16 protein-coding genes are annotated in these 16502 nt (G+C 72.1%); 1 reads left to right on the forward strand and 15 read right to left on the reverse strand.

What is annotated here, in order from left to right; genetic code table 11:
- A partial coding sequence (locus ACXJKG_RS11130) for an MFS transporter (RefSeq protein ID WP_456845824.1) occupies positions 1–652 on the reverse strand: 652 nt, incomplete at its 3' end.
- 105 nt (positions 653–757) lie between these two features.
- On the opposite strand from ACXJKG_RS11130, the gene ACXJKG_RS11135 reads away from it, so the two are divergent.
- A complete protein-coding gene (locus ACXJKG_RS11135) occupies positions 758–3046 on the forward strand; it encodes a putative bifunctional diguanylate cyclase/phosphodiesterase (protein ID WP_456845825.1) in 2289 nt (762 codons plus the stop codon).
- Between the two features lie 78 nt (positions 3047–3124).
- On the opposite strand, the gene nusB is transcribed toward ACXJKG_RS11135, so the two are convergent.
- The 14 genes from nusB to ACXJKG_RS11205 all read right to left on the reverse strand — a co-directional run bounded on the left by nusB (position 3125) and on the right by ACXJKG_RS11205 (position 16470).
- On the reverse strand, positions 3125–3541 hold the full coding sequence (gene nusB / locus ACXJKG_RS11140) for a transcription antitermination factor NusB (RefSeq protein WP_456845826.1): 417 nt from the start codon (positions 3539–3541) through the stop codon (positions 3125–3127).
- Position 3542: 1 nt separating this feature from the next.
- Positions 3543–4106: an elongation factor P gene (efp, locus tag ACXJKG_RS11145; RefSeq protein WP_456845827.1), complete on the reverse strand. Its 564-nt coding sequence runs from the start codon at positions 4104–4106 to the stop codon at positions 3543–3545.
- 125 nt (positions 4107–4231) lie between these two features.
- Positions 4232–5428 (reverse strand): glycosyltransferase 87 family protein, encoded by a 1197-nt coding sequence (locus ACXJKG_RS11150; protein WP_456845828.1) that lies wholly within the window; start codon positions 5426–5428, stop codon positions 4232–4234.
- Between the two features lie 84 nt (positions 5429–5512).
- Positions 5513–5953, reverse strand: a complete 441-nt coding sequence (gene aroQ, locus ACXJKG_RS11155) for a type II 3-dehydroquinate dehydratase (protein WP_456845829.1) — start codon at positions 5951–5953, stop codon at positions 5513–5515.
- A 30-nt stretch (positions 5954–5983) separates the two neighbouring features.
- Positions 5984–7108 (reverse strand): 3-dehydroquinate synthase, encoded by a 1125-nt coding sequence (gene aroB, locus ACXJKG_RS11160; protein ID WP_456845830.1) that lies wholly within the window; start codon positions 7106–7108, stop codon positions 5984–5986.
- Complete coding sequence (locus ACXJKG_RS11165; protein ID WP_456845831.1) at positions 7105–7668, reverse strand: shikimate kinase; 564 nt, start codon at positions 7666–7668, stop codon at positions 7105–7107. Before ACXJKG_RS11165 ends, aroB begins: the two co-directional genes overlap by 4 nt.
- On the reverse strand, positions 7668–8858 hold the full coding sequence (gene aroC / locus ACXJKG_RS11170; RefSeq protein WP_456845832.1) for a chorismate synthase: 1191 nt from the start codon (positions 8856–8858) through the stop codon (positions 7668–7670). The genes ACXJKG_RS11165 and aroC overlap by 1 nt, the downstream gene beginning before the upstream one ends.
- Positions 8859–8964: 106 nt before the next feature.
- Complete coding sequence (locus ACXJKG_RS11175) at positions 8965–9735, reverse strand: hypothetical protein (protein ID WP_456845833.1); 771 nt, start codon at positions 9733–9735, stop codon at positions 8965–8967.
- Between the two features lies 1 nt (position 9736).
- Complete coding sequence (locus ACXJKG_RS11180; RefSeq protein ID WP_456845834.1) at positions 9737–10438, reverse strand: PilN domain-containing protein; 702 nt, start codon at positions 10436–10438, stop codon at positions 9737–9739.
- Positions 10435–11499, reverse strand: a complete 1065-nt coding sequence (pilM, locus tag ACXJKG_RS11185; protein WP_456845835.1) for a type IV pilus assembly protein PilM — start codon at positions 11497–11499, stop codon at positions 10435–10437. Before pilM ends, ACXJKG_RS11180 begins: the two co-directional genes overlap by 4 nt.
- Before the next feature lie 91 nt (positions 11500–11590).
- Positions 11591–12376, reverse strand: a complete 786-nt coding sequence (locus tag ACXJKG_RS11190; RefSeq protein ID WP_456845836.1) for a prepilin peptidase — start codon at positions 12374–12376, stop codon at positions 11591–11593.
- A 19-nt stretch (positions 12377–12395) separates the two neighbouring features.
- Positions 12396–14003: a hypothetical protein gene (locus ACXJKG_RS11195; RefSeq protein WP_456845837.1), complete on the reverse strand. Its 1608-nt coding sequence runs from the start codon at positions 14001–14003 to the stop codon at positions 12396–12398.
- Positions 14000–14659, reverse strand: a complete 660-nt coding sequence (locus ACXJKG_RS11200; protein WP_456845838.1) for a PulJ/GspJ family protein — start codon at positions 14657–14659, stop codon at positions 14000–14002. Before ACXJKG_RS11200 ends, ACXJKG_RS11195 begins: the two co-directional genes overlap by 4 nt.
- Complete coding sequence (locus ACXJKG_RS11205) at positions 14659–16470, reverse strand: Ig-like domain-containing protein (protein ID WP_456845839.1); 1812 nt, start codon at positions 16468–16470, stop codon at positions 14659–14661. The genes ACXJKG_RS11200 and ACXJKG_RS11205 overlap by 1 nt, the downstream gene beginning before the upstream one ends.
- Between the last annotated feature and the right edge of the window lie 32 nt (positions 16471–16502).

Genomic DNA, 16502 nt, shown 5'->3' on the forward strand with positions numbered 1-16502 from the left:
CGGCCGCGACCGCGACCGCGGCACGGCGGGGCGCGCCCCACCACGCGGCGAGCATGCCGAGCCCGATCACCACGCCGCCCACCAGCCCCATCACCGCGTAGCCGGCGCGCCCGCCCCCGACGGCGTCCCGGACCAGCGGGCCACCCGCGCCGAACGCGAGGATCGCGACCGCCAGGACCGCGATGCGCGGCGCCAGCAGCCGGGTCCGCGACTGGTAGTCCGGGGCGATCTCTGCCGGCAGCGCGATGTACGGCACCTGGAACACGCTGAACGAGGTCGCCGCCGCCACGAACGCGACCACCACCCACGCGGCGGCCGACGACCCCTCCAGCGCGCGGGGCGTGACGAACACCGCCGCGAAGAGCAGGGGCATGGTCACCGCCCCCGTGAGCAGGAACCGACGCCGGCTGCCGTGCCGGGCGGCCGACCGGTCCGACGCCGCACCGATGAACGGGTCGATCACCACGTCCCAGAGCTTGGGGACGGTCACGACGAGGCCGGCGAGGCCGGCCGCGACGCCGAGCGTGTCCGTCAGGTAGTACGCCAGCACCAGGCCGGGGAGCGTGCCGAAGCCGCCGGTCCCGACCGACCCGAGCGCGTAGCCGACGACGGTGCGGCGTGGGAGCCGCACGGCGGTGGAGGGCGAAGTCACGCCGCCATGGTGCCAGCACGCGGCGCCCGCAGCGGCCATCCGCGAGCATCCCCGTCACCCGGATGCCACGTCATCCCCGGGCACCGGGATGACGATGTCCCATTCGTGCTCGGAACCGTTCCTACCTGGGTCACCGTGCTGCAGCTGCTCGCTGCAGGTCTGGTGGGTGGCTTCTGCGTCCTCCAGTGGGTGTGGTGGCGGGGCGAGGTGCGCCCGGCGAGCGCCGCGTGGTCGCTGGCGTGGTCCGTCGACATGGCCCTCGTGCTGCTGGCCGGCGGCCTGTTCGCCCTGACCACGCCCGGCAGCGTCCGCGACGCGCTCGTGTACGTGCACGCGCAGCTCATCGCCGGCTTCCTGGTCATCGCGATCCCGGCCACCCGCGCGATCGCCGGCGGACCCAAGGTCCGGTACTGGATGTGGGCCGCCTGCGCCCTGTTCCTGGCACGCGCCGTGCTGTGGTGGGTGCCGCTCGACCGGCTCGTCGCCGACGCCTCCGTCGTCCGGGCCGGGCTCCTGCTGGTGCCGACCGCCGTGGTGGTCTCCTACGTGGTCGTCGCGGTCGGACGGACCCAGCTCACGGCGTTCGGCTCGCTGCTGGTGGTCGCCGGCGCCGAGTCGCTCGCCATCTTCACCGCCGGCGTCCTCCTGCTGGACAGCGCGGTCGGCGCCATGTGCGCGGCGCTGTGGGCGATCCCGCTCGCCGTCGGCATCGAGGTGCTGGCGCTCAACCGCCTGCGGGACGCGCAGGACGCCGCCGCCCGCCAGAACCAGATGCGCGACGCGCTGGCGCGGCTGGCCAACGCCGCGTGGTTCGTCAAGGACGCCGACGGCCTGCTGGTGACGGCCCGCGACGAGGCCCGCACGATCCTGCGCGACCCGAGCCTCGAGGGCTCGCTGCGGCCCATCGCCCGCGACCGCTTCGTCACCGAGCTCTTCTCCTCCGACAAGATCGAGCACACGCCGCAGGCCCGCACGTTCCTCATCGACCTCGCGCAGATCGTGTCCGCCGCCGCCGAGCGCTACCAGCTGAGCGAGCGCCTGCACACGACCGCGTTCGCCGACCCCCTGACCCGCCTGCCCAACCGGCGTGCCGTCGAGGAGCACCTGCTGGCCATGCTCGACCGGGCCAACGTCGAGCGCACCCGGGTGTCCCTGGTCTACTGCGACCTCGACGGGTTCAAACGCGTCAACGACTCCTACGGCCACGCGCACGGCGACGCCCTGCTGGTCCGGGTCGCCGACTACCTGCGCTCCGCCCTCCCGGAGCGCGAGTCGTTCGTCGGCCGCGTCGGCGGGGACGAGTTCGTCATCGTGCTGGCCCGCGCGCCGCAGGACGTCGACCTCGTCGCGATCGCCCGGGCCATGCGCGAGGGGTTCATCGACCGCACCGGCGGCAGCCGTCCCGCCCGCCTCACCGTCGGCGTGGCGACGTGGGTGCCCGGCGACGTCGTCGACGCCGACGCCCTCGTCCGGCACGCCGACACCGCCATGCTCGAGGCGAAGCGCTCCCGGTCCGGCTTCCGCGTGTTCGACCGGGCCCTGCGCCGCCGCGTCGAGGCCGAGCGCCACCAGCGCGCGGCGCTCGAGGCCGCCGTCACGGCCGGCCACTTCACCGCGTACTTCCAGCCGATCGTCGACGCCGAGACGCTCGAGATCGTCCAGGTCGAGGCGCTCGCCCGCTGGGACCACCACGGTCACCTCATCCTGCCCGCCGACTGGCTCGAGCTCGCCGAGGAGTCGGGCCTGATCGTGCCCATCGGCCTCGAGGTGATGAGCCAGGCCCGGCGCGCGCTCGAGCGGTTCCAGATGCCCGTGTCCGTCAACGTCGCGGCCCGTCAGCTGGCCGAGCCGGACGCGCTCGAGCAGATCGAGACCGCCTGGGGCGACGCGTTCTGGGAGCACCTGACCCTCGAGATCACCGAGAGCGCGCTGGTCCGCACGTCGTCCGCCGTCCCCGTCCTGTCCGAGCTGCGGGCCCGCGGCGCCCGGATCGCCGTCGACGACTTCGGCACCGGCTACAGCTCCCTGGCCCGCATCGCCCGCCTGCCCGTCGACGAGCTGAAGATCGACCGCTCGTTCGTGCGCGACATGGGCACCGAGCGCGGCCGCGGGGTCGTCCGGGCCATCGTCGCCCTGGCGCACACCCACGGCCTGTCGGTGGTCGCCGAGGGCGTCGAGACGCCCACGCAGCTCACCGCGCTCGCCGAGATGGGCGTGACCCGGGTGCAGGGGAACTTCCTCGGGCGCGYGGCCCCGAACCTCCCCGTGCGCGGCCCGCGGCCGAGCACCGGCGCGACGGCCGTGGTCGCCGAGGCCGGGCGCTCGCTGCGCTCGGTGCCGACGCCGATCTCGGGCCGCGACGAGGGCCGCCTGGCGATGCCTCGCCGCATCTGACGGCACTCCTGCTGCTCCCGCTCCGGGAACGACGAAGCCCGCACCCCCGAAGGCGTGCGGGCTTCGCAGTCGGTCCGGTCAGGCGAGCAGCGTCGGCTTGAGGTCGACGATGCGGCCGAGCAGGCCGTTGACGAACTGCGGGGACTCGTCCGTGGACAGCGACCGCGCCAGCTCCACGGCCTCGTCGACCGCGACCGCGTCGGGCACGTCGTCGTTGTAGAGGACCTCCCACGTGCCGATGCGCAGCAGCGCCCGGTCGACGGCCGGCATGCGGTCGATCGTCCAGCCGTGCGCGTGCGTCGCCAGCAGCTCGTCGATGCGGTCCTGGCGCGCGATGACGCCCTCGACCAGGTCGACCGAGTACTGCGGGAGCGACGTCTCGGCGCCGGGCTCCGCGATGCGGTCCGCGAGCAGCGTCACGGGGTCGATGCCGCGCTGGTCGGCCTCGAACAGGACGTCGAGGGCCCGCTTGCGGGCCTTGGTGCGGGCACCCACCTCAGTCGTTCACACGGCCCAGGTAGCTACCGTCGCGGGTGTCCACCTTGACCTTCGTGTTGGACTCGAGGAACAGCGGCACCTGGATCTCGTAGCCGGTCTCGAGGGTCGCGGGCTTGGTCCCCGCCGACGAGCGGTCGCCCTGCAGGCCCGGCTCGGTGTACGTGACCTCGAGGACCACCGACGGCGGCAGCTCGACGTAGAGCGGGACGCCCTCGTTCGTCGCGACCATCGCGTTCTGGTTCTCCAGGAGGAAGTGGGCGACGTCGCCGACCGTGGTCTCCGAGATGTGGATCTGGTCGTAGTTGTCCGTGTCCATGAACACGAAGTCCGTGCCGTCCTTGTACAGATACTGCATGTCGCGCTTGTCGACGTTGGCCGTCTCGACCTTCAGACCGGCGTTGAACGTCCGGTCGACGACCTTGCCGGACAGGACGTTCTTCAGCTTGGTGCGGACGAAGGCGCCACCCTTGCCGGGCTTGACGTGCTGGAACTCGATCACGGTCCACAGCTGTCCGTCGATCTTGAGCACGGTGCCGTTCTTGAGGTCGTTGGTGGTCGCCACGATCGTCGCTTCCTGTCGAGAGAGATTCTGCGCGGTCCGCCGGGGGGCGCTCCCATGGGGTGTGCGCGGCATCGACGGCCGCAGACCGCCGACCATCGTACCGTGCGGTCGCGGTACCTCCGCGCTCAGGGAGCGGCGTCGACCGCGGCCGGGCTCGGCGTCCGCAGCACGACGACCAGCACCGCGAGGAGCGCGACCGTCCCCGCGACCGCCTGGATGCCGTACGGCACGACGTACGGGGCGAGGGTCACCAGCGGTGTCGCCGCGACCGCGGGGACCCGCCAGCGGCGGACCGAGGCGGCCGCCGACGTCCACGTCCACAGGAGCACGACGACCAGCAGGGGCGCGCAGTAGTAGGGGAAGCGCACGGGATCCAGCAGCAGGCGCACGGCGAGGATCGCGACGACGACGGCCAGCGGGTCGGCGCGCGGTCGGCGGGCCAGCACCGACGCGACCACCACGACGGCCGCGGCCTGAGCCACGCGGAAGCCCCAGCCGAGCGGAGCGGCCGTGTCGACGACGAGCGAGACCGTGGACGGTCCGGTGACGGCCCACCGGAAGTCGAAGGTGCGGACGTCCCCCCACAGCAGGAACGGTCCGTACAGGCCCACCGCGAGAGACACGGCCGCGACAGCGTTCGTGAGGGCAGCGGGGCGCCGGCGACACAGCAGGACCAGCGGCAGCCCGAGCACCGCCCAGAGCTTGGTCCCCATCGCCAGTCCCAGCACGACCCCGCCGGACCACCGTCGACCGTCCGCACAGTCGAGCGCAGCGAGCGCGAGCGCCAGGCCGAGCGCGATCTCCTCGGCGTGACCCATCAGTGTCGCCTCTGCCAGGGACCCCGCACCGAGCAGGACAGCGGTGACGACCCACCGCGCAACGGCCGGCGAGGCGCCCCCTCGTCTCGCCGCACGACCGGCGACCACCTGCGCGAGGACGAGGACGAGGACCGCCTGGACGGCGCCGAGCAGGAAGGGCGCGGAGACACCCACCAGGTCGGCGACGCGTGCGACCACGCCGGCGAGCAGGATCCCGAGCGGTCCCAGCTGGAGCCCCGGATCGGCGAAGACGTCCAGCGCCCCGGGCCCCATGATGCGGCGGCCCGCCGCGAGGAACAGGAAGACGTCGCTGTCCGGGTTGGCCGCCCCCTGCACGCCGAAGACGACGAACGCGAGCGGGAGGGCCGTCCACGGCCGCCGCCAGACCCACCGTCCGACACCCGCCAGGCGGGGGCGCGCGCGCCCGAGCTCCGCGAGCTCGCGGCCGATCCGGGGGGCGAGCGCGTCGCGCCCGGGCATCGGCAGGTCGACCGTCGGCGGCACGGACGTCAGCTCCTCGCGGTGGTGTGGCTCCGCCTAGTTGCTTCGGTCGACGGGCGCGCGAAGTTGAGGTTCCGTGCCCGACCGTCAGGCGCGGGCGGCGATCGCCTCGAGCGCCAGGCGGTAGCCCTGGACGCCGAAGCCCGCGACCGTGCCCGTGGCCACCGGGCCGATCACGGAGAGGTGGCGGAACGCCTCGCGCGCGTACGGGTTGGACAGGTGCACCTCGACCAGCACGAGCCCGGAGTGGGTGACCTGCGCGGCGGCGTCGCGCAGCGCGTAGGAGTAGTGGGTGAACGCCGCCGGGTTGAGGGCCACGTGCGCCCGGGTGTCGACGGCCTCGTGGATCCAGCCGACCAGCACGGACTCGTCGTCCGTCTGCCGGACCTCGACGTCGAGGCCGAGCTCGGCGGCCCACCCGCTGACGGCGGCGACGAGGTCCGCGTGCGTCGCGGAGCCGTACACCTCGGGCTCGCGGGCCCCCAGCCGACCGAGGTTGGGACCGTTGAGCACCAGCACGCGCGTCATGCCGGAGAGCCTAGGCGACGGGTCCGCTGGTCAGAGGGAGATCGCACGCGACGGGGCCGGTGCGCCCTCGCTCAGCTCGGCGTACGCCGCGGCCAGGAGCGTCGGGTCCGGTCCCTCGAGCCGCACCGGCTTGCCGATGTCCTCGAGCACGACGAACCGGAGCAGGTCCCCGCGCGTCTTCTTGTCGCGGCGCATGGCCGCGAGCAGCCGGTCCCACCGGTCCCCGCGGTACGTCACGGGCAGCCCGAGCGACGTGAGGATCGAGCGGTGCCGGTCGACGACCTCGTCGGGGAGCCGACCGGCGAGGCGCGCGAGCTCGGCCACGTAGACCATGCCCACCGACACCGCGGCGCCGTGCCGCCACTGGAACCTCTCGACGTGCTCGATGGCGTGGGCGAAGGTGTGCCCGTAGTTGAGGATCTCCCGCAGGCCACCCTCACGCAGGTCCTCCCCCACCACGCGCGCCTTCACGGCGACGGCGCGCTCGACCAGCTCGAGCAGCACGGGCGACGAGGCCGCCGCGACCGGGTCGGTGAGCACCGCCGTGTTCGCCTCGACGAGCTCGAGGATGCGCGGGTCGGCGATGAAGCCGCACTTGACCACCTCGGCCAGGCCGGCGACGAAGTCGTGCTTCGACATCGACTCCAGCGCGGCGAGGTCGCACAGCACGCCGGCCGGCGGGTGGAAGGCGCCGACGAGGTTCTTGCCCTCGGCCGTGTTGATGCCGGTCTTGCCGCCGACTGCCGCGTCGACCATCGCCAGAAGCGTGGTCGGCACGTGCACGACGCGGATGCCGCGCAGCCAGGTCGCGGCGACGAACCCGCCGAGGTCGGTGGTCGCTCCCCCGCCCACCGCGACGACGGCGTCGGTCCGCGTGAAGTCGGCCTGGCCGAGCACCTGCCACAGGAACGCGGCGACCTGCGCGGTCTTCGCCTCCTCGGCGTCGGGCACCTCGGCGATGAAGGCCTCGTACCCGTGCGCGCGCAGGTCCTCGCGGACGGCGTCGGCAGTCGTGGCCAGAGCAGCCGGGTGCACGACGAGCACCCGCCGGACCCCGGGGCCCACCAGCTCGGGCAGCGCACCCAGCAGGTGCCGCCCGATCACCACGTCGTACGGACGCTCGCCCGGAACCTGGACGGTCCTGGAGTCGGTCATGACGGGCTCCCTTCGCCGCGGCGCAGGACCGCGAGCTCCTGCTCGATCAGCTCCGCGACGTCGGCGGGCCGCAACCCGTCCGTGAGGACGCGGACGGTGGACAACGCCTCGTAGACCGGGCGACGCGCCTCCATGAGGGACTGCCACTGCGCCCGCGGGTTGCCCAGCAGCAGCGGGCGCGACTGGTTGAACCCGACCCGGGGTGCGGCGTGGGCGAGCGTGACGTCGAGGAAGACGACCACCCCTCCGCCGGCGACATAGCCGACGAGGGCCTCCTGCGTGGCGGCGTCCAGGACGGCTCCCCCGCCGAGCGCGAGGACTCCGTCATGCTCGGCGAGGGCCAGCCGGACCGCGTCGCGCTCGAGCGCCCGGAACACAGGCTCGCCGTCCTCGACGAAGATCTCGGCGATCGCCTTGCCGGCGGTGCCCTCGACGTCGTGGTCGGTGTCGCGGACGGCCAGGTGCCAGCGCTCGCCCAGCGCGGCGGCGACCGTGGACTTGCCGGAGCCGGGCGGACCGACGAGGACGATGGCCGGACCGGCCGAGAGGAACTCGGGCATCAGGCCAGCAGGTCCGGGATCGACGCCACGTACGCCTCGAGGTTGCGGCGCACCTCCGCGACCGAGTCGCCGCCGGTCTTCGCCAGCAGCGCGTCGGCGAGCACCAGCGCGACCATGGCCTCGGCGACGACGGCGGCCGGCGGGACCGCGCAGACGTCGGAGCGCTGGTGCTGCGCCTTGGCGGTCTCGCCGGTGGCGGTGTCGACGGTGTCGAGCGCGCGCGGGACCGTCGAGATCGGCTTCATGGCCGCGCGGACCCGCAGGATCTCTCCGTTGGTCATCCCGCCCTCCAGGCCGCCGRCCCGGTTGGTGCGGCGCACGATCCGTCCGGAGGCATCGCGCTCGATCTCGTCGTGCGCCTGCGACCCCCGACGCGCGGCCGTGCGGAAGCCGTCGCCGACCTCGACGCCTTTGATCGCCTGGATCCCCATGAGCGCAGCCGCCAGCAGGCCGTCGAGCCGCCGGTCGGAGTGCACGTACGAGCCGAGGCCCGACGGCAGCCCGTAGGCGAGCACCTCGACCACCCCGCCGAGCGTGTCGCCGTCCTTGTGGCACTCGTCGATCTCGGCGACCATCGCCGCCGACGCCGCGGCGTCGAAGCAGCGCACGGGATCGGCGTCCAGGGCGGCCGTGTCGTCGGGCGTGGGCAGCAGTGCGTCGTCGGGCGCGAACACCGGGCCGATGCTCACGACGTGCGAGACCAGCCGGATCCCGGCGGCCTGCTCGAGGAACCGGGCGGCCACGGTGCCGAGCGCGACCCGGGTGGCGGTCTCCCGCGCGCTCGCCCGCTCGAGGACCGGCCGGGCGTCGTCGAACCCGTACTTGCGCATGCCGACGAGGTCGGCGTGCCCGGGCCGCGGCCGCGTGAGCGGGGCGTTGCGGGCCCGGAGCAGCACGTCGGTGTCCTCGACCGGGTCCGACGACATCACCTCGACCCACTTGGGCCACTCGGTGTTGCCGATCTCGATGGCGACCGGTCCGCCCTGGGTCCGACCGTGCCGCACGCCGCCGAGGATCCGGACCTCGTCCTGCTCGAACTTCATGCGGGCGCCGCGACCGTAGCCGAGCCGCCGCCGGGYGAGCGCGTCCTGGATGTCCGAGCTCTGCACCTCGACGTCGGCCGGTAGCCCCTCGAGGATGCCGACGAGCGCGGGGCCGTGGGACTCACCGGAGGTCAACCAACGCAGCATGGGGCGATCCTTCCATGGGCGCGGCGCGGGTCCGTACCGCGTCCGCTGGACGAACGAAGGGGCTCCCCCGCCTGAGCGGGAGAGCCCCTTCGTGGTGCCGAGTCGACTACGGCAGCKGCAGGAGCGGGTTGCGACCGTTGGCCGGCGGCAGCGGCGCGGGCGCCGCGGGGGTGGCCGCCGGGTCGGGCACCGGCACGTCGGCCGCCTCGGGGGGCAGGACGTAGACGGAGCCGGTCACGAGCACCTCGAGGTCCCCCTCGTTGATCTGCGGCTTGCCGTTACCCGCCTCGGCGGGAGCCTGGGCGGACCCGGAGATCTGCTCGACGAGCAGGAGCCGCGGCGTCGCGTTCTGGAGGTCCTGCAGGAAGGCCAGGACGTTGTCGTAGGTGCCGACCACGTCCATGGTCACGGGCACCGCGAACATCGACGGGGCCGGCGGGGGCGGCGTGACGGCCTCGGTGTCGGTGGCAGCACCCTCGGCCGGAGCCGCCGCGGGGTCCACCACGGGCGCGGGGGCCGCCGGAGCCTCGATCGCGACGGCCGGGGCCACACCGAAGGAGACCACGGTGACCGCGTGCGCCACGGCGACCGCGTCGACCTGGCGCTTGTAGGTCGACATGTCCTGCGTCGACGGGACCTGGAGCTGGAGCGCGGCGAGCTCGGCGCGCAGCGCGTCGATGTTCTCGAACTGCTCCTTCAGCTTGCCCAGCTTGATCTTGGCGATCTCGTTCTGGTCCAGCTGGGCCTGGGCGGCCTCGCGCGTCTCCGCGGCCGTGGCCAGCGTGGGCGAGACGAGGACGAACCACGCCGCCGCGAGCAGGAGGACGCAGGCGAAGGCTGTTCCGGCGATCCAGCCGCCGGCCTTGTTCTTGGTCATGTCAGCTGCCTTCGGGGGTCGTGGCGGGGAACCGGTTGGCCAGCGCGGACAGGTTGACCTGCACCATCGACGTGACCGTGTACGCGATGCTGCCGTCGGTCTCACCGAGGGTGTCGGTGCTGGTCGAGGCCGCGTAGAAGCCCGGGATCGTGTTGAGGGCCTCGGTCCACGCCGCGCTGTCCGGGAGGGTCTTGGCGCGGGCGGAGAACTGCACCGTCGCGACACCCTGCTCGGTCAGGGCGTCCGGGGCCGCGGGTGCCGGCGCGTTGAGGCCGGTCTGCACCACCGAGAACGTCGTGATGCTCACGTTCGCCGGCAGGACCGCGGCGATGGCGTCGAGGTACGGCTTCCACATGATCTCGGGCGCCATGCCCTGGGCGCGAGCGTCCGTGGTGCGGCGCAGCCCGTTGAGGACCGGCTGCACCTCGGAGTACTTCTTCTCCTGCGCCTGCAGCTGGCTCGCCTCGTCCTGGGCGTCCGCGAGGGCGGAGTCGGCCGAGGTGCGGGCCATCAGGGCGAACGCGTACATCACGGCCGCGACCGCGAGCACGATGAGCAGGACCACGACGAGCCACTGCTTGACGTGCCGCAGCGCGCGGGCGGCCTTGACCTCCGGCGGGAGGAGGTTGACCTGGGGCAGACCGATCGTGAGGGAGCCGGCCGGGCGCTTCTGCGGCCGGGCCTTCTCGAGCATGGTGGTCATGCGGCAACTCCGTACGCGAGTCCGACGGGGAGGGCGATGAGCGACTCGTGGCCGTTCAGGGAGTCGCGGCTGACGGTCTTGGCCATCCGGAGACCCGCCAGCGGGTCGCCCAGCGTGACCGGCAGGCGGCTGGCGCTCGACAGGTACTGACCGAGGCCCGGCAGGTGCGAGCCGCCGCCGGTGAGGACGACGACGTCGATCCCCTGGCCCGGGTGGCTGCCCGAGTAGTAGACGAACGTGTTGCGGATCGACTCGACCAGCGACGTGACCACGGTCGTGATGGCCTCGGCCGCGTCCGCCCGCTCGGGGCCGACCGCGTAGCCGATGCCGATCTCGCGCTTGAGGATGTCGGCCTCGGTCGCCGGGATCTTCAGGGCGGTCGCGACGGCGTTGGTGACGTTCATGCCGCCCGACGGCAGCGCACGCACGAGGCGCGGCGAGCCCTGGGCGGAGATCACGACGGTGGTGAGGCTGGCGCCGATGTCGACGAACGCCGCGGTCGCGTTGTTCAGGTCACCGCGGGACAGCGCCCGGATCAGCGCGAATGCGTTGAGGTCGACCATGCGCGGCTTGAGGCCCGCACCCTCGACCGCGACGACGTTCGAGGCGACCGTGTCGCGCTGCGCGGCGACGAGCATGCCCCGGACCATCCGGCCCTGCGGACCCTCGACCTCGCCGGTCGGGAAGAAGTCGAGCAGCGCGTCGTCGGTGGACATCGGCAGCAGCTCCATGACCTGGAACGGCAGCGACTCCTTCAGCTGCGCGAGCGGCATCCACGGCAGGTCGAGGTCACGCACGATGACCCGCTGGTTGCCGACGCCGATGATGACGTCCTTCGACTCGAACTTGGCCTGCGCCCAGAGCTGGCGGAGGGCCTGCGAGACGATCGACGGCTGCTGCACCTCTCCGTCGCGCACGGCACCGACCGGGAGGGGCGCCTGCCCGAACCGGACGAGGGTGGGGGCGTTCTTGCCGCTGGGGCCGCCGCTGCCGAACTCCAGCTCGGCTGCGCGCACCGACGACGAGCCGATGTCGAGCCCGATGACACGTGACGTGGCCACGAGGGTCCTTCCGAAGGGTCGATGCGTTCCCTGGTGCTATCGGGTGGAACGCAGGGTGACTTGAGCACTTCGTGCAGCAGCACGCGATCTGTCAGAGCAGCTGGAGGTACCAGTCCGCGACGACGGGGCCGAGCACGAGCCCGACCGCCGCGCCGGCGAGCATCCACGGGCCGAACGGGATCCCCGAGCCGCGACCGGCGCGGCGGGTCACCAGCAGCACGACGGCGTACAGGCCGCCCAGCAGGAACGCCGCGAACCACCCGACCACCAGCGCGTCCCAGCCGATCCACCCGAGGTACAGGCCCAGGACGCCCGCCAGCTTCACGTCGCCCAGGCCCATGCCGCGCGGGTACACCAGCACGAGGACGAAGTAGACGACGAGCAGGATGACGCCGCCGAGCACCGCCCGGACCAGGGCAGCCCAGTCGGCCTGCCCGGTCGGGTTCCACGACGCCAGGGCGAGCAGGACGAGCGCGACCGGGTAGGACGGCAGCACGATGGCGTCGGGCAGCCGGTGCACGTCGATGTCGATCAGCGCCAGGGCCACCGCGATCGCCGCGAGGTACCAGTAGGCCGGCAGCGCCCACGACGCCCCGAGCCACAGGGTCGTCAGGCCGAAGAGCACCCCGGTGCCCAGCTCGACCGCGGGGTAGCGGACCGAGATCGGCGCCGAGCAGTCGCGGCACCGACCCCGCAGCACCAGCCAGGAGACGACCGGGACGTTGTCCCAGGGCCGGATCGCGTGGCCGCAGCGCGGGCAGGCGCTCGGCGGGGAGACGACGGACTCCCCACGGGGCACCCRCCACACCACGACGTTCAGGAACGAGCCGATCACGCACCCGATCACGACCGAGAGCCCGATCAGCACACCCGTCACGTCATGTCCCCCTCGTGCATCAGCTGGTCTCCTCGAGGTAGTTACCCACCTCGGCGTCGACATTCTCCGCCGGGGCGTTCCACTTCTGCGCGGTGCTGCCGTCGCACGCGGCCATCACCAGCGAGGTCCAGTTGCCGTTGTACTTGCCGCCCGCCGCGGAGACGCAGCGCCCCGAGTTGTCGCGGATGGTCCAGCTCGTCGTCTTGTCCCCGGTCGCCATGCTCCGGGTCCACTGCTGCTCGACGGTCGAGAGGTTGCACGAGCTGGTCAGCGTCGGGTAGTACCCCACCCCGACGCCCGTGTACCCGCTCGGCGTCGACTGTGCCGTCGGCGTCTGGAGGCAGTACTGGGTGCCGCCCGAGTCCTTGATGTAGATGAGCTGCTTGGGAGCGACCGCGCCCACGAGGGGCTCGTTGTAGAACCACTTGTGGTTCCACTTGAGGCCTGCGCCGGCGGGCGGGTCCTGCTTGCAGGGGTACGAGATCATGAACGGCCGGCCCGTGTTCTCGTCGGTCACGTCGAAGCAACGGCCGAACTCGAGGTAGTTGACGATCTGGTGCGTGTTCACGCTCGCCGCGCCGGGTCCGACCGCCGGGTCCGGCGAGAACGAGCCCCAGGGCTGGTTGGCCACGCAGGTGTCGTTCATCACGAGCAGGTCGCCGTCCTGGGGCGTCCCCGACGTCCGGATGGAGCCCAGGCAGTCGGAGCTGTCCGCGATGCCTGACGTCTGACCCTGCCACGTCGCCTTGCCGCTCTCGTCCCACGACCAGAGCTGCTGGTAGGTCGGCGAGGTGCAGGCCTTCAGCTTGACCGACGTCCCGACGGTGGTCAGGCACAGCGGGGTCGTCGTCAGCGTCGAGCTGGCCAGCTTGATCGTGTAGTCGGTGTCGTAGATCCACAGCTCGTAGTCGGTGTTCGCCGCCGTGCCGCACGTCGAGCCCGTCTTGTACGCGACGTCGGAGCCGTCGACCAGGCCGGTCGCGCGCAGGCAGAACTGCGCGACGCTCGCGCTGTTGCTGTACGAGTAGATCCGGCCGCCCTTGACGTTCGTCGTGGTGGTGGAGAACTGGTAGATCATCGAGATGGACCGGTCGGCCAGGCCGCTGCCCACCCGCGCGGAGGACACGGCCTGTCCGTGCGAGGAGATGTAGGCGTACGCGGGCAGGACGGTCCCGGTCCCGGTGCCGTTCGTGCAGCTGATCGCCTTGGCGGTGCGCCACGCCGCGGTCTGCCCGGCCGGGTCCTCGCCGAAGTACTGGATGACGACGTCGTAGGTCGTGCCGGTGGCGGCCGTGTCGACGGCGCCGGTCATCGTGCACGGCAGCTTCTTCGGGTCGCCGTAGATCTTGCCGGTGAAGTCCGCACCGCCGACGGCCGTCCGGATGCGCGCGAGGCTCGACTCGACCCCCGCCTCCGCGGCGAAGATCGTCCGCGTGCTCTTCTCGGAGAACTGCGTCGGCTTGATCTGGCTCACGACGAGGCCGAGCACCAGGATGCTCATGGCGCTCATGATCATGACGAGCAGGAGGGCTGCGAGGAGCGCGACCCCGCGCTCCTGCTCCTCCCCTCGCGTCCGCGCCTGCAACGCGCGCACGGCGCGCCGCAGCACGAGTCCCTGACGGGTCATGGCCGCACTCCTGTCTTCCAGCACACGGGGTTGTCCGAGACACCGTCAGCCGGCGGGCTGTCGACGTTGCTGATCGATTCGACCGAGCTGTTCCGTGCCACGAAGCTCGAGGACGCGGACACCTTCGCGCCCTCGGCACCGGTGACCAGCAGCGAGAGGGTGACCTCCTGCCGCGGGTGGACGGGTGTGGCGAGATCCATCGCGAAGGGGTACTTCGTCACGGACGGGTCCGCGACGATGCCCTTGGCCACGGAGACGAACGGCGGCAGCACGGCCGCGCCGTCGGCCCAGGAGCGCATCTCCATCAGCTTGGTCGTCGGGTCCCAGCGCCACTGCGTGCAGGTGGTGACCCCGCTCTTGGCGACCGTGGCGGGCGTCCGGAACTCGATGTACTGGCGCCCGACCGTCCCCGCACCGGGCAGGTTGATCGCGTCGGCGTAGCGGACCTGCTTGTCGAACCGCTGGATCACCAGCCGCGCGCTGTCACCGGCGTTCACCGTCACCGTGCTGCGGACCGCGTTGTTGGTCATCATCACGACGCCGCTCATGAAGATCGCGATCACCGTGACGAAGATGCCCATCGCCACGATCAGCTCGACCGTCGTGATGCCCGAGTCGCGCTCGTCGCCGCGCRCCTGGCGCAGTGCCGCGCGCATCAGTTGGTCACCGTCAGCGTCACGTTGACCGTGTTGGACGTCGTGTAGCTCGTATCGGTGGGCACGATCTTGTAGCTGAAGTTGCAGCTCTTCGCTGTCGTCGGCGACGTGTACTTGACCTTGCCGGACGTCGCCCACGTGGTCAGGTCGAGGGAGCCGCAGCCGGACGGCATGGCCGTCACGACCGTGAAGGTCGTCCCGACGTAGGCACCGTCGTTGAGCCCCAGGTCGAGGTCCGTCTTCACCGCGGTCCCCGTCGCCGGCGACTTCTTGGCCGACACCACGTCCGCGACGGCGACGGGCTGTGCGCGGACCGTGGCCAGCGCCGTGCCCGAGCTGTTGCCGTCCGGGTCGAGGATCGCGTAGGTGAACGTGTAGACGGCCAGGGTCTTGGCCTGCGGCGAGAACGTGGCCGACGCGCCGACCGTGCCGGTCCCCGACGCGCCGTTGCCGTCCACCTTCAGCGAGGTGCTCGACGACGGCGACGCCGGCCCGAAGACCTTGACCTTGTAGGTGCTCGCGTTGCCCGACGCCGTCTGGAGGTTCAGCGCGAAGTCGGTCGAGTTCGCCGGGATGCTGATCGACAGAGGACCGACCACCGGGGGCGCGTAGTTGGTGACGTGCAGCGACACCGTGCCGGGGCGGCTCACCATCTGCTCCGAGTCCGTGTACGTGTAGGTGATCGTCGGGTCACCGGCGGTCGTCGGCGTCCACTTGATCGTCGTCCCGCTGATGGTCACGCCCGGCGGGGGCGTCCCCACGAATGCGATGGAGGTCGGGTTGGTGCCGTACCGGGTCTTGACCGCGACCGAGCCGGCGACGCCCACCACGGCGTTGCTCGAGTAGTTCACCGCGAGCGGGTTCACGTAGGCGTGCACGGTGCCCGTCGCGGTGCGGGCACCGATCGTCAGCGTGTAGTTGAACGTGACCTCGCCGTGCGCGTCGTCGTTCGGGTCGAACTTGATCGTGCCGTTCCCGGTGTTGATCGTCGCGGTCCCCATGGACGGCGTCGTGGTCGACGGCTTGAGCGGCTGAGTGATGGACGCGATCGGGTTCGCCGTCAGGGCGGGCAGCGTGTCGTTGTCGAGGACGTCGATGTCGACCGGGGCCGCGTCCGCGTCGATGGACAGCGAGTCGTCGGCGGCCAGGATCAGCGTGGTGTTGTTCCACTCGAGGTCCTGGTTCGGGTCGATCAGGGACGAGATGTTGTAGCTGCAGGTCCCGCCGCAGTTCCCGGTGACGTCGGCCCAGGTGACCATCACGGCCGCGCGGATCATGCGCTGGTAGCCGGAGCTGGCCACCCAGGCGGCCGACCCGCCGGTCTTCGTGCAGGGCGCCGACGCGAGCGTGGTGCTCCGGTAGCACGAACCGAACAGGGTGGTCACGGTGTACTTGATGCGCGACTGCGTGACCTGCACGGTGAGCGGAACCGCGTCGTCCGCGGTGCCGGTCAGCGGGGCGGGCGCGGTCGCCGCGTCCCAGTCGGGGTAGGCGTCGACGAGCCCGTTGACGCCGGCCGCGACCGCCGCCGTCCAGGCCGCGGTCACCTCGGCCTGCGTGCGCCCGACGACGACGCCGGAGGTCTTCGTGGTGGAGAACTTGGCGACGCGCGAGTACGCGTCCTCCATGGCCTTGTTCGCGACCGACGTCGCGTTCTGCTGCCGCTGCTGCGTGGTGACGCTGCGCGTGCCGTTGATGAAGAAGGCCAGGGATGCGCTGGCGACGATCGCGATGATCGCGAGGGCCACGAGCACCTCCATCAGCGTGAAGCCGGCGTCCGGCGCGTCGTCGCGCTGCAGTCGCTGGATCATGGCTGGCCTCCTCTTGTCGGCGTGTCGTGCAC

The organism is Cellulomonas sp. P5_C6 (assembly GCF_054049635.1).